Source organism: Parapedobacter composti (assembly GCF_900112315.1).
In the GTDB taxonomy this organism is placed as follows: Bacteria; Bacteroidota; Bacteroidia; order Sphingobacteriales; family Sphingobacteriaceae; genus Parapedobacter; species Parapedobacter composti.
On the sequence record NZ_FOLL01000005.1, the window covers coordinates 166995 to 189240 of the forward strand.

Genomic DNA, 22246 nt, shown 5'->3' on the forward strand with positions numbered 1-22246 from the left:
GGCGAAACAGGCCAAGTCTGCACCAAAAAAGAAAAAGCCCTGATTATCCAGGGCTTTCCAACGTTGAACGTCCTGTCAACGTGATGCCTATTTTGTGTTTTTTGCTTCTTGTATCTCCAAACGGATGGCCTGAGCCAAATTCTTCACTTCCTGCAACCCCTTCCGCACACGGGTACCAGCAGCATTGTTACCCTTGTTAAAGAACTTGTCTGCGTCTGCGTCCAGTCCTTCGATCAAGCTTTTTAGCTCATTAAATTTTTGAATACTTGCCATAATAATACTCCTTTAGTTTTGATTTAATTAAGTTAATAATCTACAGTGGGTTAAAAGTAGAATCTTTTTTCGGAAAAACAAACTTTAGTATGGCCAAAACAGGCTGTAAAGGCACTTTTTTTTCCACAACCACGATGGCGCCGTACAAGCAGGCGTAAATTAAAAAATCACAACGTACTGAAAATCAATACAATACATTTAATCCTAAACTAAAAAACAAAAACACCCGAAAAATGCTTTTTAAGCAGTTTCCGGGCGTCTTTTTTTTCTGAACAGCTGTTTTTTTAATCCGATTGCACGGATACGGCCTGCTTATAATAACCGGCATTGAGTTTTTCGCTGATTGCGGTGAACGCCTCAAGGGTATAGTTCACGTCTTCCTGAGTGTGCATTGCCGTGGGGATGAGCCGCAATTCGATGAGGCCTTTCGGGATGACCGGATATACCACAATAGAGCAGAATATGCCATGCGTTTCGCGTAAGTCGCGAGTCAGTGCGGTGGCCTCCTGAAGGTCGCCTTTAAGAAAGACCGGGGTGACCATCGTGTTGGTTGCACCGATATCGAAACCGCGTTCGCGCAGCCCGTTCTGTAGCGACCGGGCAACGTTCCACAGTCGCTCTCTCAGTTCCGGACTGCTCTTCAGCAGTTCGAAACGCTTCCTAAGCCCCAATACCATGGGCATGGGCAACGACTTCGCGAACGTCTGCGACCGCATGTTGTAACGCAGATAGGTGATAACCGGTCTTGTGGCTGCCACGAAGGCCCCAATTCCCGCCATGGACTTAGCGAAAGTTCCGAAGTAAATATCAATCTCATCCATACAGCCCTGTGCTTCATGCGTACCTGCGCCGGTAGCCCCCATGGTTCCGAAGCCATGGGCATCGTCGACAAGCATACGAAAGCCGTATTTGGCTTTCAGCGCTGCGATTTCTTTCAATTGGCCCTGAACACCCGACATTCCGAAAACGCCTTCTGTAATCAACAATACCGAGCCGCCATTGGCGTGGGCCAGTTTAGTGGCGCGAATCAACTGTCGTTCGCAACTTTCAATGTCATTATGGCGATATACAAACCGCTTGCCGATATGCAATCTTACGCCGTCAATTATGCAGGCGTGCGATTCGGCATCATAAACTATCACGTCATTCCGGTCTACCAGCGCATCAATGATAGAGACCATTCCCTGATAGCCGTAGTTCAAAAGAAAAGCATCCTCTTTGCCGACGAATGTAGCGAGGTTCTGTTCCAACTCTTCGTGATAGACGCTATTTCCTGACATCATCCGAGCCCCCATGGGGTATGCCATCCCGAAATCCGCCGCCGCTTTCGCGTCCACCGCCCTGACTTCGGGATGATTGGCTAAACCGAGGTAGTTGTTCAGGCTCCAGACCAAGTGCTCTTTGCCGTTAAATAACATACGGGGCGCAATCTCTCCTTCCAATTTAGGAAATGAAAAATAACCGTGCGACCACTCATAGTGCTGGCCTATCGGCCCGAGGTTTTTCGCAATTTTATCAAATAAGTCCAATATCGTTGTTCAATATTAATTGTACAAAAATTGTTTGCAAAGATAAACTTTATATCAAAAGGTAACAACAGACCAATTCATTCCTATGGACGGCACTGCAATCAACGTTTTGCTAAAAAAAACTGTTTGGTTCCAATTCAGCCGAATCTTTACCAAACAGTTAATTGAATGATGGAGCACAGCAGATCAGCGGACTAATCTACATTATCGTGCAAAAACGAGTTGTTCGGCCTGATTTCCGTGATTCCTTCTTCGGTTGACAGCGTAAACCGCGACACCTGGGATTCCGATGAATGCGGAACATCTTCGAGGGCCATTTGTTTTCTTCGGTAAGCCGGTTCGGTTTCCAGCTCCTGTAAGCCGTTTGCCGACTTGAGTTTCATGCTCAATTCCTTCAGGCGGAGAATGCGCTCTTTGGTCTTCAGCAGCTGCTCCTCCACGAATTCCGGTGTCTTGTGGGAATCGCCTCCCGGCACTGTTCCGGCAGGTTGCGGCGTTACCTCTGCCTTAGGCTCAGGCACTTCCGGTTCCGGTTCGGCTTCACGCCGTTCTTCGATACGGGACGACGGGATTTCGAAGTGGAACGCGGAGGGCGTAACTTTTACCTCATATCCGTCGTCATTGCTACGTTCCTCTTCTGCCGGCTCATTCTGGGGCGACAATGTATGGCGGATGATACCGTCGTTGTCAGGCGTGCTGTTCCGCAGCTGCGGCTTAGCGGTAGCGGCGGCACTGAACAGGTCCACTTGCTGGGCCGTTGGGCGGATGGTATGCGGTGTTACGGCCGGCTTTGCCGTTTCTTCCTCCCGCATCTCGTTACTCTCTTTCTGTACAAACTGGTTAATGGGTTTGATGTAAGGTGTTTTCGGTTCCTCGGGAGTAAGCGGTATTTCGATACGTTCGTTTTCCCGTTCCTGCCTGCGCTCCTCTGAAGTTTGAAAACCGGTTGCGATGATCGTGACGGACAACTCGTTTTCCAGCGACTCGTTGATACAGTTTCCCCAAATCAGATCTGCTGACAGCCCTGCTTTTTCCTGGATGTAATCGGTGATAACCGTTACCTCATCCATAGTCACCTCCTGTTTGCCGGAAGTGATGTTGAGCAAGATATAACGGGCTCCCTGTATCTCATTATCTTTCAGCAGCGGCGACGCCAATGCACCTTCCACGGCACGCAGCGCACGCTGTTCGCCTTCTGCCACAGCATTACCCATGATAGCCACACCGCTGTCGTTCATTACCGTACGTACGTCCTTAAAGTCAACGTTAACATACCCCGGAATCGTGATGATTTCCGCGATACCTTTCGCGGCCGTGGTGAGGATATCATCTGCCTTGGCGAAAGCTGCCGTCATGGTCAGGTTGCCGAATATATCCCTCAGCCTGTCATTGGAAATCACCAGGTAGGAATCGACATACTTCTTGAGCTCTGACAATCCTTCATCAGCCTGCATCCTTCTTCTTTTGCCCTCAAAAGCAAAGGGTGTGGTAACGATGGCCACGGTAAGGATGCCCATTTCTTTGGCAGCCTTGGCCAATACCGGACTTGCGCCCGTACCTGTGCCACCCCCCATGCCGGCGGTTATGAACAGCATCTTGGTATTGGACCCCAACATGCGCTTGATGTCTTCTATGCTTTCGATGGCTGAGTTCTCCCCCACTGTGGGATCTGCGCCGGCCCCCATCCCTTCGGTAAGGCTTGCACCCAATTGGACTTTATTGGGAATCGGACTCAGTTCGAGGGCCTGTGCATCCGTGTTGCAAACGATGAAATCCACACCGCTGATCCCTTGCTTATACATGTGGTTGACCGCATTTCCGCCCCCACCGCCAACGCCAATTACCTTAATAATTGCCGATTGCTCCTTTAACATTTCAAATTTAAAAGACATATCTCAATCGTATTTTGCTCCAACAGAGCGTGATACAAATCTAATTTTGACCCTATATTCGTAGTGTAATAATAGCACTTTTTACACAATAGTTTTCCACAATTGTTAATAATGTGGAAAAAACAGCCGTTGTTGAAAACTATTTCTTCCCGAGGTAAGTTTCGTCATCGATTTCATTACCGTCTTTGATGATATCCCTGAACCATTTGAAGAAACCTTTCTCCTTGTTGCCTTTTTCGGTAATCTCTCTTACCGACATGGGTGAGCCGTTTTTCTGATGCATTTCCTCCTGTTCCTCCTCGGCCTGAATACCTTTAATAAGCAAGCCGATTCCGGTGGCATACAGGGGGCTTTTCAATTCATCGTACACGTTTTTCGGCAACACCTCGTTCTTTGCCAGGTGCTCATTGGGGAAGCCCACGCGGCAATCGATTCCGGTGATATATTCCACCAGTTGCACCAGGTGCTTTAACTGCGCACCGCCCCCGGTGATGACGATACCCCCGATAAGCTTGTTTTCGTAACCCGAAGATTTGATTTCATAATACACATGTTCAATAATTTCTTCCATACGGGCTTGGATGATATAGGCGAGGTTCTTGACGGAAATCTCTTTCGGCTCGCGTCCGCGGAGCCCCGGTACACAGATAACCTCATTTTCTTTATTTTCGTCGGCCAGCGCTGAACCGAAGCGGATTTTCAGCAATTCCGCCTGATTGCGCAACACGGCGCACCCCTGTTTAATGTCTTCGGTAACGATGTTGCCTCCCAACGGGATTACGGCTGTATGACGGATGATTCCCTCGTGGAAGATGGCTACGTCGGTGGTACCGCCGCCGATGTCCACCAACACTACACCGGCATCTTTGTCTGCCTCGTCCAATACCGCTTCAGACGATGCCAGCGGCTCCAGGATGAGATCCTGCACTTCCAGCGTGGCATTGTCTATGCATTTTTTGATGTTTTTAATGGCACTCACATGTCCGGAGATGATGTGGAAATTGGCTTCCATCCGGCGGCCTGCCATCCCGATGGGATCTTTGATGCCCGGCTCGTTGTCTATGGTAAACTCCTGCGGCAGTACATGGATGATTTCCTCACCCGGAGGCAACACCAGTTTATACATGTCTTCAATGAGCCGCTCGATATCCAGCCGGCTGATTTCGCTGTCGTCTTTCCGGGTCAGGATGCCGCGGTGCTGGATACTTTTGATGTGCTGGCCGGCAATCCCAACATTCACCACCTTGATGTCGACGTTGGACTGGGCACCGGCTTCCTCCACCGCCTGAACGATGCTATTTACCGTTTTCTGGATATTGGCCACAACTCCCCTGCTCACTCCGGATGATTCGGCTTTTCCAACGCCCAGTATCTCAATTTTGTTATTGCTGCTCCTCCTGCCGACCGTGACGCATATTTTGGTGGTACCAATATCAAGTCCCACGACGATTGGCGAGTCTTTTTCAGTTGTCACTTTTGTCTTCATAACTATTGTGTATTGATGCTATTATTTATACGACGTTTGTTAAATGGTATCCTTCGTTACGATATTATCTTCCGGATTGAACTTTTCGTCCCGCTCGCAGACAATCTGGCCGGCATATTTAAGGTTCACGGACTTGTAGGCTCCAATACCGGTTTTTGGTACGATTTTGCTGTAAAACAGCCTCAGCTTTTCAAATTTCCGATCCAGCGAGTCGGCATTGCCCAGTATAATCTGCTGCTTACCTACACGTGGCACAAGTTCAATATCCCGTTGCTGGTTAACATACAACTGAACCACCTGACTGCTCCAAAGGCTGTCGGCATTGATAAACCGGGCGGTTTCGAAAATATCTTTAACCACCTGGCCGTGCATGGTATCGAGCACGCCATTGTAAGGTTCTGCGATGTACCCGTTGGCCACCGGTACCCGCGGCACATATTTGAGCGACACCGGCATCTTCAACCCTTCCTGATCAATGTAAAAGTCCGGCCCGCCGTTGCCAATTATCCTAACTACGGCCTCCCGTTGCCTGACGCGCACCGTCAGCATTCCGTTCATGTCGGTTGTCACGGTGGCCGAAAACACATAAGGTATCTGGCGTAGGTCCCGCTCCATATCGTGGATGGGTATGCTTTCCAGCGTACGTCCTTGCAGTTCGCCGTATTTTTCGACTAATGTGGCTAAAATCTCTTTCTGCTCGATAAATGCCTCGTTGCCCAGCACGATGACCCGCACCGTTGAACAGGCCTGTTCGCTGCTTTTCATGCTGATGAATCCCATAAGCGATATCAGTGCACCCAGCACCGCAAGCGCAGCAATGCCATATGCCAGGTTACGCCAATTGATCCGATGCCAAAAACCGCTACGCATGTTCCAGAATGGCTTTCATAGGTTCAACCAATAAATCAATATCACCTGCCCCCACGGTTACCACCAATGGCGGGCGTTTATGCCTCACGTAGTCCAATACGCCCTGAGCGTTTATCAGGTGCTTGTCGGCCACGGCTATCTTTTCGAGCAGCATCCGCGAGTTCACTCCGGGTATCGGCAATTCCCTGGCCGGATAGATGTCCATTAACAGCAAGGTATCCGCCAGGGCCAATACCGCTGCAAATTCATCCGCAAAATCTCGTGTACGCGTGTAAAGGTGCGGCTGGAAGACCACGGTTAAGGCCCTATCGGGATAAAGCTGTTTTACTGCGGAGAGGAATGCCCTCAGCTCTTCGGGGTGATGCGCGTAATCGTCGATATAAACGGCGCTATCGGACTTGATGACGTATTCAAACCGCCGCTTCACACCGGAAAAACTGGATAAGGCACGAACAATCTGACCGGTATCAATACCCAATTGACGTGCAACGGTGATGGCTGCCACAGCGTTTTCAACATTATGCGTCCCCGGCACACCGAGGTGCACCGAAGGGATCCTTCCTTCGCTCCACACATAGTCGAAGTAAAACTCGCCCGCTACAATACGGATGTTATCCGCAAAGGCATCAGCGGATTCGGTTGCGGAATAGCGGATGGTGGCTTCAAACGGCAGCCCGCTTTTTACAATACCGACACCATCATCTTGCAGTTGGCCCAGGAATAAACGGAACGACTCGTGAAGGTGATCCTTATCACCGTAAATATCAAGGTGATCCGCATCGGCCGACGTGACCACAGCGATATCGGGGTATAACGTCAGGAACGACCGATCGTATTCATCGGCTTCAACCACAATCACATTGTTGTCCGAAAAAAGAATATTGCTTTGGTAATTGGTACTGATACCGCCCAGGAAGGCCGAACAATCATAGCCGCTATCTTTCAAAATATGGGCGATAAGTGTAGACGTGGTAGTTTTTCCGTGGGTGCCGGCCACTGCGATGGTAAATCTATCCCGACTGATTAACCCTAACACCTGTGACCGCTTGAACAGGGTATGTCCCAGCCCGTGAAACCGGTTGAGGATATTCAGTTCAGCAGGCACCGCCGGGGTATATATAACCAGGGTATGTTTGTCGACCGTCTTAAAAGCGTCGTCTACCACGGAAAAGTCGTCAGCATAGCTCACGGGAATACCTTCGGAAACGAGTTGCTTGGTGAGTGCCGTTTCCGTCTTGTCATATCCTGCCACAACGCATCCCAGATGACGGAAATAACGTGCCAGGGCACTCATGCCAATGCCACCTATTCCGATAAGATACACGTACCTGATGCTGTCGACATTCATATATTATAATTTACCTTAGCGTATCCATTGTTAATCTTTTCTGTTTGCCAGTTGCAGCACCTCCCGTGCAATCACCTCATCGGCGTCCAAAATCGCCAGTTCTGCGATATGGGTGCGCAATGTACTGCAACGGGCTTCATCGCCCAGCAGTTGCAATGCAGTTTGAATCAAGTGAAGCGGTGCTTCGGCATCGGTAACCATCACTGCGGCGTTCCTGTCTACCAATGCTTTGGCGTTTTTGGTTTGGTGGTCTTCCGCCACATTGGGCGAAGGGACTAAGATCACCGGCTTGCCCACGGCGCAAAGCTCGGCAATCGTGCCTGCCCCAGCACGCGCAATGATGATGTCTGCTGCCGCATAGGCCAAATCCATACGATGGAGGAAGGCGGTAAGCGTTATCCGGTCGGGATATTTCTCCGCCACCATGGGCTTCAATGCTTCATAATAATATTGGCCGCACTGCCAGATCAGCTGCACATCTGCCGCTACCAAGCTGCCCAGCCCCTGCAGCATGCATTCATTCAATGTGCGTGCACCCAGGCTGCCCCCGGTTAGCAGGATGGTTTTCCGCCCTGGAGACATGCCGAAGTATTCCAGGGCTTCCGCCCGCTTATGTTGGATGTCTACCGATTCGCGCCTTATGGGATTACCGGTAAACAACAGCTTGTCTTTTGAAAAAAACCTGTCCATCCCCTCGAAAGCCACACAAATCCGATCAACCTTGCGCCCCAAGCGCTTGTTGGTGATGCCGGCATAAGAGTTCTGCTCCTGGATGAGACAGGGGATCCCCATGCCAGAAGCGGCCAGCAGCAACGGTCCGGAAGCGTAGCCTCCTACCCCTACCGCCACATCCGGCTTGAAGTCGCGGATGATCTGCCTGGCGCGGCGGAGACTCTTGTACAACTTGAAAGGCAGCGCAAGATTTTTCCACAGCGACTGCCGGTTAATACCTTGAATATCCAGGCCAACGATTTCATATCCCGCGGCGGGCACTTTTTCCATCTCCATCCTGCCGATTGCTCCTACAAACAACAGCTGGGTGTCAGGGGCCAGGCGTTTTAACGCGTGGGCAATGGCCACGGCGGGAAAAATATGCCCTCCCGTGCCTCCTCCGCTGATGATGATCCGTTTTGCCATATCGTTATTATCCAATATTATCCCCTTACGTTATCCCATTGCCGGGATTTCACCGACCACTACCTTTTTATTCCGATCAATTAATTCCTTCCCTTTTAGTTCATCAATATTGCGGCTAACGCTCAGGATGATCCCGAAAGCAACGCTGGTAAACAAGATGGAAGTCCCCCCCATGCTTACCAGTGGCAGTGGAATACCCGTAACCGGCCCTAACCCTACGGCCACAGCCATGTTTCCGAGCGCCTGCAAGGTTAAGCTAAACCCTAACCCCGCCGCGAGCAGCGCCCCGAATGCTTTGGGGCTAAGGGTGACAATGCGTATACACCTGAACATGAGTGCCACATACAGGCATACCAATATAAAACCACCGACCGTTCCGTATTCCTCCACAATGATTGCGAAAATAAAATCCGAATAAGGATGCGGGAGCACATTACGCTGCGTACTGTTGCCGGGTCCTTTTCCCAGCAGGCCGCCCGTTGCAATGGCAATCTTGGCGTGGTCAGATTGGAAAGATTTATCATCATCGGCAGCTTCTCCGCTAAGGTACGTTTCCACGCGGGACATATAGGTCTGCCGACGTGGTCCCAGGGCTACCACCAAAATAAGCAGCACAAAAACACCAAAGCAAACATAAGCTATTTGTTTGATACTAATCCGTCCGATAATCAGCAGCAGCACACTTACACCGAACAACATCAAAGCGGTGGAAAGGTTTGCCGGCGCGATGAGCACGAAGATGAGGCATACCGACCCCATGATGGGAAGGAAAGCCTTTTTTACATCTTTTATATTTTCCTGCTTACGGGTCAGCGTACGGGCCAAAAACGTAATTAACGCCAGCTTAGCCAAATCGGAAGTCTGGAATGTCTGGTTAATCACCGGTATGGTCACCCAACGATTCGCCTCGTTTATGGTATTACCGAACAATAACGTATACAACAGCAGCGGGATGGTAATCGCCATCAGGATTTTAGAAATCCCGGCATACCAGCGGTAGTCCAACAAATGAGAAAAGTACATCAACGCAAAGCCGCCGAATATCAATAAGGTGTGTTTAATCAGGTACACCTCCGTTCCCTTACCCTCTTTATAGGCCAGCGTACCCACCGAGCTGTACACAGCAAGCAGCGACCACACAGACAATACGATGATGATAATCCACAACCAGCGGTCACCTTTTAACTTTGAAAACGCCTGTTCCATTCTTTCTTCATTAAATTGAACCAATCACCAATCACCAACTGCCACAATCACAGATTCATTACGGCCTCTTTAAACTGGTCGCCTCGATCTTCAAAATTCTTGAACCAGTCGAAACTTGCACACGCCGGCGACAGCAGTACGGTATCACCTTTTTGCGCGAGGTGTGAAGCGATTTCAACTGCATCCCTCATATTCGCGCTATTAACCATAATCTGGGTGTCTTCCTCCAGCGCGTCGTATATTCTGGAGTTGTCTTTTCCGATACACACGATAGCCCGCACTTTGGTACGTACCAGATCGCGTAGCATCTCGTAGTCATTACCTTTATCTACGCCACCCATAATCAGCACGATTTTGGGTGGGAGGCTTTCCAGTGCGTACCAAACGGCATTGACGTTGGTCGCCTTCGAGTCATTGATATAATTTACCCCTGCAATGCAGGCCACAAATTCCAGGCGGTGCGGGATGTTCCTGAACGACCCCATGCTTTCCTTCATGGAAGCGTTACGGAGCTCCTGCGCTTTGGCCACCAATCCGGAAGCCATATTGTTGTACACGTTGTGTTTACCCTGTAGGGAAAGTTCATGAATATCCATCGTAAATGTATCTTGATAAGGTACGTTAATCACTATTTCTTCTTGATCATTCAAATACGCTCCGGGCTGCAGTTTATCCGTCAAACTGAACGGCAGCGCCATCGCTACGGGGTGATGTTTTTTTAACCCCTCCGTTGTAATCGGATCGTCCGCACAGTAGATGAACAGGTCGCCCGGCTGCTGGTTGCGGATGATGCGGAACTTCGAATCCACATAATTTTCCAGCTTATGTTCATATCTGTCCAGGTGATCTGGTGTAATATTGAGCAATACCGCCACGTCCGCACGGAAATACTCCATATCATCCAGCATAAAACTACTGATTTCCAGCACGTAACAATCGTATTGTTCGTTTGCCACCTGCAAGGCGAAGCTTCTTCCGATATTACCTGCCAACCCCACGTTAAGGCCACCCTGGCTCAGGATATACCATGTGAGCATGGTTGTGGTAGATTTACCGTTTGATCCGGTTATACATATCAGTTTGGCATCGGTATACTGCGCGGCAAACTCTATCTCACCGATCACGGGAATCCCTTTGGAGATAAGCTGCCGTATGATGGGCACGGTTCGCGGTATTCCGGGGCTTTTGACCACCAGGGCAGCATCCAATATTTGCGCTTCGCTGTGTTTTCCCTCTTCATAGGGTATGCCTGCGTCTTCCAAATGTTGCTTATAGCGGGGCGCTATGGCACCTGCATCAGAAACCCACACGTCAAACCCTTTTTGCTTTGCCAATATAGCGGTGCCCACCCCGCTTTCCCCTGCGCCGAGGATAACGAGCTTGCCTTGCTGCGGATAATGATATGTTGGTATGGCCGCCATAGTTACCTCACTTTCAATGTAACGATGGTCAGGATGGCCAGTATGATGCCCAATATCCAGAACCTCGTTACGATCTTCGCTTCATGGTATCCCTTTTTCTGGTAATGATGATGCAATGGCGACATCAGAAAAATCCGCCGCCCTTCCCCGTATTTCCGCTTTGTGTATTTGAAGTAGGAAACCTGCAGGATAACCGACAGGTTTTCGATGAGGAACACTCCGCAGAGTATGGGGATAAGCAATTCTTTCCGGATAAGCACCGCAAATGCAGCGATGATGCCACCGATGGCCAGGCTGCCGGTGTCGCCCATAAATACCTGTGCAGGATAGGAGTTATACCAAAGGAAACCTGTGCAAGCGCCAACAAATGCTCCCGCAAAAATTACCAGCTCGCCCGAATTGGGGATATACATGATATTCAGGTAATCCGAGAAGATCACGTTGCCCGACACATAAGCCAATATAGCCAGCGTTCCCCCGATGGTAGCCGACGTACCCGTTGCCAGTCCATCAATGCCGTCGGTGATATTGGCACCGTTGGATACGGCCGTAACAATAAACACAACAAATACCAGAAAAACCAGAAAAGTGACCGTAGCGCTATTGAGGCCAAACAGACTCAGCACCTTGGCGTAATCGAATTCATTGTTTTTGTAGAATGGTATGTTTGTTTTAGTTGATTTCACATCCCGAGTGTAATACGTTTCATCCGAACCCTCGCGCAGGCGCAATTCAGCTTCCGGCATCAATTTCGGATTGGTGACCTGTTCGCGCACCACAATGTCGGGATGAAAATACATGGTGCAGGCGATAAGGGTTCCGAGCCCCACCTGTCCGACCACCTTGAAACGACCGGCGAGTCCCTCCTTATTTTTCCGGAACACTTTGATATAGTCGTCAACAAAACCGATGGTACCCATCCAGACGGTCGTTATGAGCATGAGAATAACATAGATATTTTCCAATTTCGCAAATAACAAGGTGGGGATGAGGATTCCGGCCAAAATAATCAGTCCGCCCATGGTAGGCGTGCCCTGCTTCTGTTTTTCCCCTTCCAGCCCCAGGTCACGGATGGTTTCTCCGACCTGACGGGCTCGCAGCACACGAATCAAACGGCTGCCATACCCTGTAGTAATGATAAGCGACACAATAACCGCCATTGCGGTACGGAACGAGATGTATTGAAACAAACCCGATCCGGGCACATGCATGTATTGTTCTATCCAGTTAAAAAAATAATATAACATACAGGGGTTATTGTTCGTTAAATGCGTTAATCAAAACTTGCTTATCGTCAAAATCATAGCGTTTTCCGTTAATCTCCTGGTATTTCTCGTGACCTTTACCAGCAATCAGCAGGATATCACCCGGCTTTGCCAGGTGGCAGGCCGCGCGAATTGCTTCCCGCCTGTCGGCAATGGAAAAAACATCCCGCTTCCTATCCGCTGGAATGCCCGCCTCCATATCATGGATTATCTGCAATGGATCCTCCGTGCGCGGATTGTCTGAGGTAATAATAACTTTGTCGCTGTATTTTGCCGCTACGGCAGCCATTTTCGGCCGTTTTGCCTTGTCCCTGTCGCCCCCGCATCCCAGCACGGTGATGATGGTTTCGTTATTCTTACGGAGACTCTGGATGGTCTGCAATACATTTTGCACCGCATCGGGCGTATGCGCATAATCTACCACACCCACAACACCGTGTTTGGATATCGTGGCATCAAAACGCCCTTCAGCACCGGTGATGCTGCTCAACGCTGTAAGCACCTTCATGGTTTCCTGCTCCAGCAGGATTGCAGCGCCATATACCGCTAAGATATTATAAGCGTTGAAGCCCCCCACCAACTTCACCCACACTTCATGGCCGTCAAGATGCAGTAACATGCCGTCAAAATGACTTTCAATTACCTTTGCCTTAAAGTCGGCCATGCTTTTAATGCCGTAAGTTTTGCGATGCGCAAACGTGTTCTGCAGCATGATCAACCCATTTTTATCATCTGCATTGGAAAGCGCAAAAGCAAACCGGTCAAGCCCGTCGAAAAACGTTTTTTTGGCTTTAATGTATGCATCAAACGTTTTATGGAAATCCAGATGGTCGTGAGTGATGTTGGAGAAAATCCCGCCTGCGAAATTCAGTCCGGCTATACGTTGCTGGGCAATGGCATGCGAGCTTACTTCCATAAAACAGTAATCGCAACCTGTCTGAACCATTTCCTGCAATAACCCGTTCAGTGCAACCGGATCGGGCGTGGTATGCGTTGCGGCCACCGTACGATCGCCAACTTGGTTCTTTACGGTAGAGATTAATCCCGCTTCATACCCCATCTCTCGGAAGAGCTTATAAAGCAATGTTGCTATGGTAGTCTTCCCGTTGGTTCCGGTGATGCCTACGAGCCGCAGCTTTTTGGAAGGGTTCTCAAAATAATTAGCGGCAGATACTCCCAGAGCAAACGCCGTATCGTCCACCTGGACGTACGTGACATCGTCATGTGTAGTCTCTGGCAATTGCTCGCAAAGGATTGCCGATGCACCACTTGACACGGCGGCGCCGATAAACCGATGCCCGTCTACCTGGGTACCCTTCACTGCCACAAATAAGCAGTTTACCCCCACTTTCCGCGAATCAAAGGTCAAGCTGTCCACTGCGACATTCAAATTACCGATAACTTGCCGCACCGGAATACCATGCAATATGTCTTTCAGTCCCCTCATTCCAGTTCTATCTGTATTGGCGTACCTGTTTTAATTCGTTGTCCCGCAGGGAGTGACTGCGCGACCACCTGCCCTCTGCCTCTTACCTTTGCCCGGCATCCGGCGTTCTCAAGTGCATATAAAGCATCGATGAGCCCCATCCCGCGAACATCGGGCACAATACCTTCTTTGATGTCAACATCCACAAAGGGGATTCCCTTCACTGTGTCTACGTGCTGCAATGGTTCCGTAGAAGCATACGTGGCTTTAACACCCAGGGCTTCAAACACCCGTAACGTAGCCGATTTGGATCCTTTGCGTGTCGGCGGCAATTCCGTATTGCCAACAAACCGCATCTGTTCGAAATCGTCATGCATATCGAGGTCGTTGGCGTAGACCATGTCGGCCAGCTCACGGAATACCGGCCCGGCAATCGACGCGCCATAATAGCCGTTGCGCGGGTTCTGGACCACAACAATCATCGAATATTTGGGGTTATCAGCCGGAAAGTATCCTGCGAAAGAAGACTGATATTTGCGGTTCCGGTAACCTGCTGCTCCATCGGCCATTTGGGCTGTTCCCGTTTTTCCGGCGGTAGTGAACATAGAGTTTCGCAGCCGTTTGCCCGTCCCTTCAATCATCACACCTTCCAGCATGGCTTGCAGCTTCCGGATGGTACGCTCCGAAGCAATTCGGTCTTCAATCACACGCGACTCAAAACGCTTAACCGTATTGCCTAAATGCCGGATTTCTTTCACAAACAACGGCGCCACCATCTTACCGTCATTTGCCACTGCATTATACAGCGTGAGCATCTGTAGCGGTGTCATTTTCAATTCGTAACCGTATGCCATCTGGGGCAATGAGAGGCCGCTCCAGCTTTTTGCTTCCGGCGTTTTGATAAGCGGGTTGCCCTCTCCCGGGATTTGCAGCCCCAACGGTTCGTTGAGATGTAATGCATGCAAACGCTTGGTGAATTTTGCCGGATTATTCCGGTAATACGTATTGATAATTTTAGTGATGGCGACATTGGATGATACCTCGAATGCCTGTTTGACCGTTACAGTGCCATAAGCATGGGTATCCCTAATGGTATGCCTGTGTACCCGATAAGTACCGTTACCGGTTTCAACGATGGTATTTGTATCGATTAAGCCATCTTCCAGTGCCACCAGGTACGAGGCGAGTTTAAACGTGGAACCCGGTTCGGCGCTTTGCGCAATAGCATAATTGAATTTCTCACGGTATACGCCATCCGTATCTTTTGTAAAATTGGCCACCGCCTTTATTTCTCCCGTAGCGACCTCCATTAATATGACGCAGCCATTGTCGGCATTGCTGGCAATTAACTGCTTTTCCAGTGCCCGTTGGGCCATATCCTGCATATTCACGTCAATGGTGGCGATAATATCGGAGCCGTCCACCGGAGCCACTTCGATTTCTCGATTTACCGGCATCCATACGCCCCCTGCGATTCGCTGCACCAACCGTTTACCGCTTTTGCCGTCAATATATTCGCCGTAGGCACCCTCCAGCCCCACATGTACATTTTCACTGGGAATCTTGTAACCGATGGTGCGCGCAGCCAGGGTGGTAAAAGGCAATATCCGTTTGTTCTTCCGTTCGGCTATCAACCCGCCTTTATACCTGCCGAGGTTGAAAATCGGGAACGTCCGGATTTGCTTTAATTGCTGATGCCCTACGTCCCGTTTAATCAAGAAATACCTGTTCTTTTTCGCGCGCGCCTCCTTAAGGAGGCGCGCGTACTGGGCTGACGACTTGTCTTTGAAAAAGGCCGATAAGCTGGCAGCCAAGGAATCCACCTTGGCATAGAACACGTCGTCTTCCTGGATTCCCGGCGCTAACAAATCCATGCGGATATCATACTCGGGGACCGATGTGGCAAGCAGGCTTCCATCCGCGGAATAAATATTGCCTCGCACCGCTTCCACATCCACGTAACGGGTGGACAGGCTGTCGGCCATCGCCCGCCATTGGTCACCTTCGACATATTGAAGATGAACAAGTTTAACCAACACAGCCACCGCAATAAGCACGATCAACCCGAACGATAGGTATACTCTGAGCAGTATGTCGGTTCTGATATTCATGCGTTACACGTTTTCTATGTCCTTTTCAGATGTCTCCTATTTCTATTGACCACCTCTTACTACCACGATTTTTTTAGGTGGTGCTGTCCGTTCCTTTAGCCCCATGGTATCTACCCGTTTGGCTATCTCCGTTTGGGTGGTCAGTTTCATCAAATCGGCCGACAGCGACTTGTAATCCCAGTTCATTTCCTTTACCTCCCTGCCCAATTGGTCAATTTCCCGCACGGTGCGTTCTGCGTAATGCCGATTAGCGATATAAATAATAGCCAATAGCCCAACGAAAGCAATAAACGGGATATAGTTTACAAATGCCGCCGAAGAGAAACGATCAGAAGAAAACAGCGACTGGAAGAACGAGTTGGTGGCATCTGCCCGCTCTTCCACAGTCTCCTGCAGTTCTGCTTGCTGCTCTTCACTCAACGGTCCCTTTTTATATGTATTCCTCATCACCGCATTTATTTTTCCGTGCCCACAGCTTTCTCCGCTACCCTCAGTTTCGCGCTCCTTGCCCGGGGATTCCGGGCCACTTCCCCTTCAGTTGCAACCACCGCCTTACGGCTGATGACATGAAGCGGTTTGATTTCATTACCATAAAAGTCTTTCTCCACCTCGCCCCGAAACTTGCCTTTGGCCATGAAGTTTTTAACCAGCCTATCTTCCAAGGAATGATAGGACATTACGACCAGTCGGCCACCGGGCTTCAGCACGGTTACGCTCTGTTGCAGAAACTCCTGCAGCGCATCCAGCTCCCTGTTTACTTCAATACGCAGCGACTGGAACAATTGCGCGTAATACTTATGCGCTTTGCCGCGCGGCACCAGCCTCTCTACCACCGCTTTCAATTGGCCGACGGTGTGAATCGGTTGCGCGATGCGTGCGGTCACGATCGTCTTTGCCAACGTGCGGGCGTTCTGCAATTCGCCATACATGCCGAAAATCCGGTGCAGTTCGGCCTCTGTATAGGTATTCAGCACGTGTTTCGCATCAAGCTCTCCCGATTGACCCATCCGCATATCCAGTTCCGCGTCGAACCGGGTGGAAAAACCCCGCTGCGCATCGTCAAACTGATGCGAAGACACACCCAAATCCGCTAAAATTCCGTCCACCTCCCTGACGTTGTACAGCCTCAAATTGTTCTTCAGAAACCTGAAATTCTGATGGATGAGCACAAACCGCTCATCGGCTATCGCATTTCGCAACGCGTCAGGGTCCTGATCAAACGCGAATAGACGCCCTTCCGGCCCCAGGTGCTTTAGCAGCTCCCGCGAATGCCCCCCGCCTCCGAAAGTGACGTCGACATATGTACCATCCCGCTTTATCGCCAATGCATCCATACACTCCCGCAACATCACCGGCACGTGGTATCCGCTATTCATCATCCTCTCCGCCAAAACTATCACTGCCCATTACTTCTTCTGCCAACGCCGCGAAATCATCATCTTCGCTATCTTCCCACAACTTATTATAAGCCTCTTTAGACCATACCTCTATCTTGTTGAATTGACAGGAAAGCACGATATCCGTTTCAATACCGCCGTATTCAAGCAACGATTTGGGCAATAATACACGACCTGAGGCATCCAATGCCAGTTCTGTGGCACCCCGCGTAAAATCGCGGATAAACTTGCGGTTTCTCGCCACATACTGGTTCAACTTTGCCAACTTACGGGTAATCTTATCCCACTCGCTTCTCGGGTAAATCACCAGGTGTTTTTCAAAGCCGCGATTAATTACAAGGCCAGCACGCTCAACATCAGGCATCTGCCTTTTGAGCGCAGCCGGCAACACCATCCTTCCCTTGGTGTCCAACTTGCAATCAAATTCGCCTATTAAATGGCCCATAGTTACACTTTACCCAATAAATATGATGTAAAAGTAGGAATTTACTCCACTTTCTCCCACTTTTCCCCACAAAAAAGTTTTCCACATTTATTTTCAGGAGGTTCCGCCCTCTGTGCCTCCACCAACGCGCTATTAATAGGCGGGAAAAAATCTCGTCCCAACGGCTGCGAGTTGTTCCGGAAAACCGCTATTTTTGCCGCTTAACAGAACGGAAAAATGCATAGAACACATACTTGCGGAGAACTGACCCTCGCGAACCTTGGAAAGCCGGTGGTACTGAGCGGGTGGGTACAGAAGTCGCGCGACCTGGGCGGCATGACATTTATTGACGTACGCGATCGTTATGGGGTAACCCAATTGGTTTTTGATGCGGCCGACGATGAATCATTGCGCAGCAAGGCCAGGACATTGGGCCGCGAATATGTCATTAAAGTGACGGGAACGGTTATCGAACGGGAAAACAAAAACCCGAAACTGCCCACGGGCGATATCGAGATCAAAGTTTCGTCACTTGAGATTTTGAATCCGGCCAAACTCCCCCCTTTTACGATTGAAGACGAGACGGACGGAGGCGATGATCTGCGCATGAAATACCGTTACCTCGACTTGCGGCGCAACCCCGTGCGAAATAACCTGATATTACGCCATAAGCTCGCACAAGAGACCCGCAGGTACCTGGATGCACAGCATTTTCTGGAAGTGGAAACTCCGGTGTTAATCAAGTCTACTCCAGAGGGTGCCCGTGACTTCGTTGTGCCCAGCCGGATGAATCCCGGTGAATTCTATGCACTTCCGCAGTCGCCACAGACTTTCAAGCAGCTGTTAATGGTATCCGGATTTGACCGTTATTTCCAAATCGTCAAGTGCTTTCGGGACGAAGATCTCCGTGCCGACCGGCAACCTGAGTTTACCCAGATCGACTGCGAAATGGCATTTGTGGAGCAGGAAGACGTGCTGAACCTTTTCGAGGGACTGATCAAACACCTATTCAAAACGGTCAAGGGCATCGATCTGGGAGACATTCCCCGCATGCCGTATGATCAGGCCATGCGCTTATATGGCTCTGATAAGCCGGACATCCGGTTCGGGATGCCGTTTGTTGAGCTCAATACGGCGGTTAAAGGCGCCGGATTTCCTGTGTTTGACGATGCGGAGCTGGTTGTCGGCATAAACGCGGAAGGATGTGCATCGTATACGCGCAAACAACTGGACGCGCTGACCGATTTTGTGCGGCGGCCGCAAATCGGCGCCACCGGATTAGTATACGCACGATGCAACGAAGACGGTTCGCTCAAATCCTCTGTGGATAAATTTTACAGTCCGGAACAACTTCAATTATGGGCGGAAGCCTTCGATGCCAAGCCGGGCGATCTATTGCTCGTAATGGCCGGTAAAGCCGACAAGGTTCGCAAACAGTTGTGCGAACTCCGACTGGAGGTAGCATCGCAATTGGGTTTGCGCAACAGGCAGCAGTTTGCTCCCCTTTGGGTAATTGACTTTCCGCTGCTGGAGTGGGATGAAGAAAGTGGACGCTATCACGCCATGCACCACCCGTTTACATCGCCCAAACCGGAAGACATTCCGTTATTGGACACGCAGCCGGGTGCCGTGCGTGCAAACGCTTACGATTTGGTCATCAACGGCACGGAAATAGGTGGCGGATCCATCCGGATACACGACAGGGACCTGCAGTCGCTGCTGTTTAAGCACCTCGGGTTTACGCAGGAAGAGGCTCAGAAACAATTCGGATTCCTGCTGGAAGCGTTCACGTATGGCGCACCCCCGCATGGCGGCATTGCCTTCGGCTTTGACCGCCTTGTAGCTATGTTTGGCGGCCTTGACAGCATCCGCGATGTCATCGCGTTTCCGAAAAACAATGCGGGCAGGGACGTGATGATTGACTCACCCTCACCCATTTCCGCCGCACAGCTTAGTGAGCTTGGGATCGGGATACGCTAATTGTCGCAACACTTGCGCGTTTTTTCCGTTGTTATTATAATAACACGTTGTTTATGCCGTCTATACAAGAAACTTCTTTCCTGAAAGACAGCGCTGCCAAAGCGTTTGAGACTCGCCACCGGCAGATTATCAACTATAATATCGACAAGTACGATGCCGCCGTCCGCATCGGGTTGGCCCCGTTCCAGCATATCGAAAACTCAAAACGCAAAGCCCACATCATCAAGTGGAAGGTGATGGAAAACCTTGACAAGCTGCTGCCCGAGTTCGAAGCCAATTTCCTGCGGAAGGGCGGAAAGGTTATCTGGGCTAACGATGCCGAGGAGGCCCGACAGGAAATCTGGAAAATCATGGAAAACGCCGGAGCCAAAACGGTGGTCAAGTCGAAGTCAATGACCACCGAGGAGGTTGAACTCAATGCTTTTCTCGAAGAAAAGGGAGTGCAGGCATTTGAAACCGATTTGGGGGAATATATCGTACAACTGCTCAAGCAGAAGCCCTACCATATCGTAACGCCGGCTATGCACCTGAGTCTGCAGGATATCGCGGCGCTCTTCCATCAGCATTTCGGCACGCCTCCTGATGCAACCGCGCAGGAGCTGACGCTGAAAGCCCGCGAATTGCTCCGCGAACAGTACGTCACGGCCGACGTGGGCATTACCGGCGGCAATTTTCTCATTGCGGATACCGGCAGTGTCGCCATCACGGAAAATGAAGGGAACGCCCGGCTTACCACTACCTTTCCCAGAATCCACATCGCCATTGTGGGCATTGAAAAGATCATCCCTTCTTTGAACGACCTTGACCTGTTTTGGCCGCTGCTGGCGACCCACGGCACAGGCCAGCGGCTCACAGTATACAACAGCATCATAGGTGGCCCCAGGCAGGAGGGAGAAACCGATGGGCCCGCTGAAATGTACGTTGTGCTGCTCGACAATGGCCGCACTGATCTATTGGCACAGAAAGAGCAGCGCCAAGGGCTGTATTGCATCCGCTGCGGCGCCTGCCTTAATGGTTGTCCGATTTATAAAAACGTGGGCGGTCACACATACAACACGACCTATAGCGGACCGATAGGCTCACTCATAACGCCACACCTGCGGGGCATGGAGGAGTTTAAGCACTTAAGCTACGCATCCAGCCTGTGTGGAAAATGCACCGCGGTTTGTCCGGTAAAGATAGACATCCATAAAATGCTGCTGCTTAACCGCCGAGATGCCGTAGCCAACAACATGGTTCCTAAAGCTGAACGGTTGGCGTGGCGCGGATTTACGTTCGCCATGATGCGCCGCAAGGTCATTGATTTTTTCAGCGGTAGATTCAAAAACAGCATCCTGCGGCGCTTTTTCAGGAAAGCCTGGGGCAAACGGCGCGGTCTGCCCAATGTGGCTCCAAAGTCATTCAGCCAACAATGGAAGGCAAAAGAGAAATAACCTATTCCAGCTCTGCCGATTTCGCCCAGATATTAATGCCTCCGTCTTTCGCGTGTTTGTCGATCTCGGCCAGTTCCTCTGCCGAAAAATTAAGGTTTTTGAGCGCGCCAACGCAGTCGACCACCTGCTCGGGCCTGCTGGCCCCAATCAAGGCAGAAGTTACCTTTCCACCGCGCAACACCCAGGCGATGGCCATCTGAGCAAGGGTCTGGCCCCGGCGCTGGGCGATGGCGTGAAGTGCCCGCACATTAGCCATATTCCGATCATTGAGAAATTCCTTGCGGAAAAACCGTTCCATGCCTGCCCGGCTGTCTGCCGGAATGCCGCCCAGGTACCGATCTGTCAATAAGCCCTGCGCCAACGGCGAAAAAACGATGGAACCGATACCAAGCTCATCAAGCGTATCCAATAATCCATCGGTTTCCACCCAACGGTTAAGCAATGAATAGCTGGGTTGATGGATAAGGCAGGGCGTCCCCAATGATTCCAGTATGGGCGCCGCCTCGCGTGTACGCCGGGCATTGTAAGAGGAGATACCCACGTACAGTGCCCTCCCCGATCGCACAATATGATCCAAAGCCATCATGGTTTCTTCCAGCGGCGTTTCGGGATCGAACCGATGGCTGTAAAAAATATCGACGTAATCGACACCCAGGCGCTTTAGGCTCTGATCACAACTTGCGATTAAATACTTGCGGCTGCCCCATTCGCCATACGGACCCGGCCACATGTCGTATCCCGCCTTTGAGGAAATGATCAGTTCGTCACGCAGTCCTGCAAAGTCTGTTTTCAATATACGGCCGAAGGCCAATTCGGCGCTTCCCGGCGGCGGACCGTAATTATTAGCCAGATCGAAATGTGCGATTCCCAGGTCAAAGGCCGTCCTGCATATCGCCTGCTTGACGTCGTGCGGCTTGTCGTCGCCAAAATTATTCCATAAACCAAGAGAAATCATCGGCAGCTTCAAGCCGCTCCGCCCACAGCGGTTAAATACCATATTCTCGTAACGGTCGGGATTAGGAGTCCAGTTCATATCACCCTATCATTT

At 50.5% G+C, this 22246-nt stretch carries 18 protein-coding genes; 2 read left to right on the forward strand and 16 right to left on the reverse strand.

Going from position 1 to position 22246, the window contains the following annotated elements; genetic code table 11:
• Positions 1-87: 87 nt before the first annotated feature.
• The 15 genes from BM030_RS07830 to mraZ form a co-directional block, all read right to left on the reverse strand.
• Positions 88-273, reverse strand: a complete 186-nt coding sequence (locus BM030_RS07830) for a histone H1 (RefSeq protein ID WP_090972938.1) — start codon at positions 271-273, stop codon at positions 88-90.
• 284 nt (positions 274-557) lie between these two features.
• The gene (locus BM030_RS07835) at positions 558-1802 is read right to left on the reverse strand and encodes an aminotransferase class I/II-fold pyridoxal phosphate-dependent enzyme (protein WP_090972940.1); all 1245 of its coding nucleotides are present in this window, start codon (positions 1800-1802) and stop codon (positions 558-560) included.
• Positions 1803-1996: 194 nt separating this feature from the next.
• Positions 1997-3694, reverse strand: coding sequence for a cell division protein FtsZ (gene ftsZ, locus BM030_RS07840; RefSeq protein WP_090972942.1), 1698 nt, complete (start codon positions 3692-3694; stop codon positions 1997-1999).
• Between the two features lie 139 nt (positions 3695-3833).
• Positions 3834-5180 (reverse strand): cell division protein FtsA, encoded by a 1347-nt coding sequence (ftsA, locus tag BM030_RS07845; protein WP_090972944.1) that lies wholly within the window; start codon positions 5178-5180, stop codon positions 3834-3836.
• Positions 5181-5219: 39 nt separating this feature from the next.
• The gene (locus tag BM030_RS07850) at positions 5220-6050 is read right to left on the reverse strand and encodes a cell division protein FtsQ/DivIB (RefSeq protein ID WP_090972946.1); all 831 of its coding nucleotides are present in this window, start codon (positions 6048-6050) and stop codon (positions 5220-5222) included.
• The gene (gene murC, locus BM030_RS07855; RefSeq protein ID WP_090972948.1) at positions 6043-7398 is read right to left on the reverse strand and encodes a UDP-N-acetylmuramate--L-alanine ligase; all 1356 of its coding nucleotides are present in this window, start codon (positions 7396-7398) and stop codon (positions 6043-6045) included. The genes BM030_RS07850 and murC overlap by 8 nt, the downstream gene beginning before the upstream one ends.
• Before the next feature lie 30 nt (positions 7399-7428).
• Positions 7429-8535 carry an undecaprenyldiphospho-muramoylpentapeptide beta-N-acetylglucosaminyltransferase gene (gene murG, locus BM030_RS07860; RefSeq protein WP_090972950.1) on the reverse strand — a complete coding sequence of 369 codons (1107 nt, stop codon included), beginning with the start codon at positions 8533-8535 and terminating at the stop codon, positions 7429-7431.
• Between the two features lie 30 nt (positions 8536-8565).
• Positions 8566-9741 (reverse strand): FtsW/RodA/SpoVE family cell cycle protein, encoded by a 1176-nt coding sequence (locus BM030_RS07865; RefSeq protein WP_090972952.1) that lies wholly within the window; start codon positions 9739-9741, stop codon positions 8566-8568.
• Positions 9742-9788: 47 nt separating this feature from the next.
• Positions 9789-11162: a UDP-N-acetylmuramoyl-L-alanine--D-glutamate ligase gene (murD, locus tag BM030_RS07870; protein ID WP_090972954.1), complete on the reverse strand. Its 1374-nt coding sequence runs from the start codon at positions 11160-11162 to the stop codon at positions 9789-9791.
• A 2-nt stretch (positions 11163-11164) separates the two neighbouring features.
• On the reverse strand, positions 11165-12409 hold the full coding sequence (gene mraY, locus BM030_RS07875) for a phospho-N-acetylmuramoyl-pentapeptide-transferase (protein WP_090972956.1): 1245 nt from the start codon (positions 12407-12409) through the stop codon (positions 11165-11167).
• Positions 12410-12416: 7 nt separating this feature from the next.
• Positions 12417-13874: a UDP-N-acetylmuramoyl-L-alanyl-D-glutamate--2,6-diaminopimelate ligase gene (locus BM030_RS07880; protein WP_090972958.1), complete on the reverse strand. Its 1458-nt coding sequence runs from the start codon at positions 13872-13874 to the stop codon at positions 12417-12419.
• Positions 13871-15964 (reverse strand): penicillin-binding protein, encoded by a 2094-nt coding sequence (locus BM030_RS07885; RefSeq protein ID WP_090972960.1) that lies wholly within the window; start codon positions 15962-15964, stop codon positions 13871-13873. The genes BM030_RS07880 and BM030_RS07885 overlap by 4 nt, the downstream gene beginning before the upstream one ends.
• Positions 15965-16006: 42 nt before the next feature.
• Positions 16007-16411: an FtsL-like putative cell division protein gene (locus BM030_RS07890; protein ID WP_244518785.1), complete on the reverse strand. Its 405-nt coding sequence runs from the start codon at positions 16409-16411 to the stop codon at positions 16007-16009.
• A gap of 8 nt (positions 16412-16419) precedes the next feature.
• Positions 16420-17340: a 16S rRNA (cytosine(1402)-N(4))-methyltransferase RsmH gene (rsmH, locus tag BM030_RS07895; protein ID WP_090972964.1), complete on the reverse strand. Its 921-nt coding sequence runs from the start codon at positions 17338-17340 to the stop codon at positions 16420-16422.
• Positions 17333-17806 (reverse strand): division/cell wall cluster transcriptional repressor MraZ, encoded by a 474-nt coding sequence (gene mraZ / locus BM030_RS07900; RefSeq protein ID WP_090972966.1) that lies wholly within the window; start codon positions 17804-17806, stop codon positions 17333-17335. The genes rsmH and mraZ overlap by 8 nt, the downstream gene beginning before the upstream one ends.
• Before the next feature lie 216 nt (positions 17807-18022).
• Between mraZ and aspS the strand changes: the two genes are divergently transcribed.
• Positions 18023-19765 (forward strand): aspartate--tRNA ligase, encoded by a 1743-nt coding sequence (aspS, locus tag BM030_RS07905; protein ID WP_090972968.1) that lies wholly within the window; start codon positions 18023-18025, stop codon positions 19763-19765.
• A gap of 53 nt (positions 19766-19818) precedes the next feature.
• Entirely contained in the window at positions 19819-21198 is a 1380-nt protein-coding gene (locus BM030_RS07910) for a lactate utilization protein B (RefSeq protein WP_090972970.1), read from the forward strand.
• 1 nt (position 21199) lies between these two features.
• Here the strand turns inward: BM030_RS07910 and mgrA are convergent, their stop codons facing one another.
• Positions 21200-22231, reverse strand: a complete 1032-nt coding sequence (mgrA, locus tag BM030_RS07915) for an L-glyceraldehyde 3-phosphate reductase (RefSeq protein ID WP_090972972.1) — start codon at positions 22229-22231, stop codon at positions 21200-21202.
• Between the last annotated feature and the right edge of the window lie 15 nt (positions 22232-22246).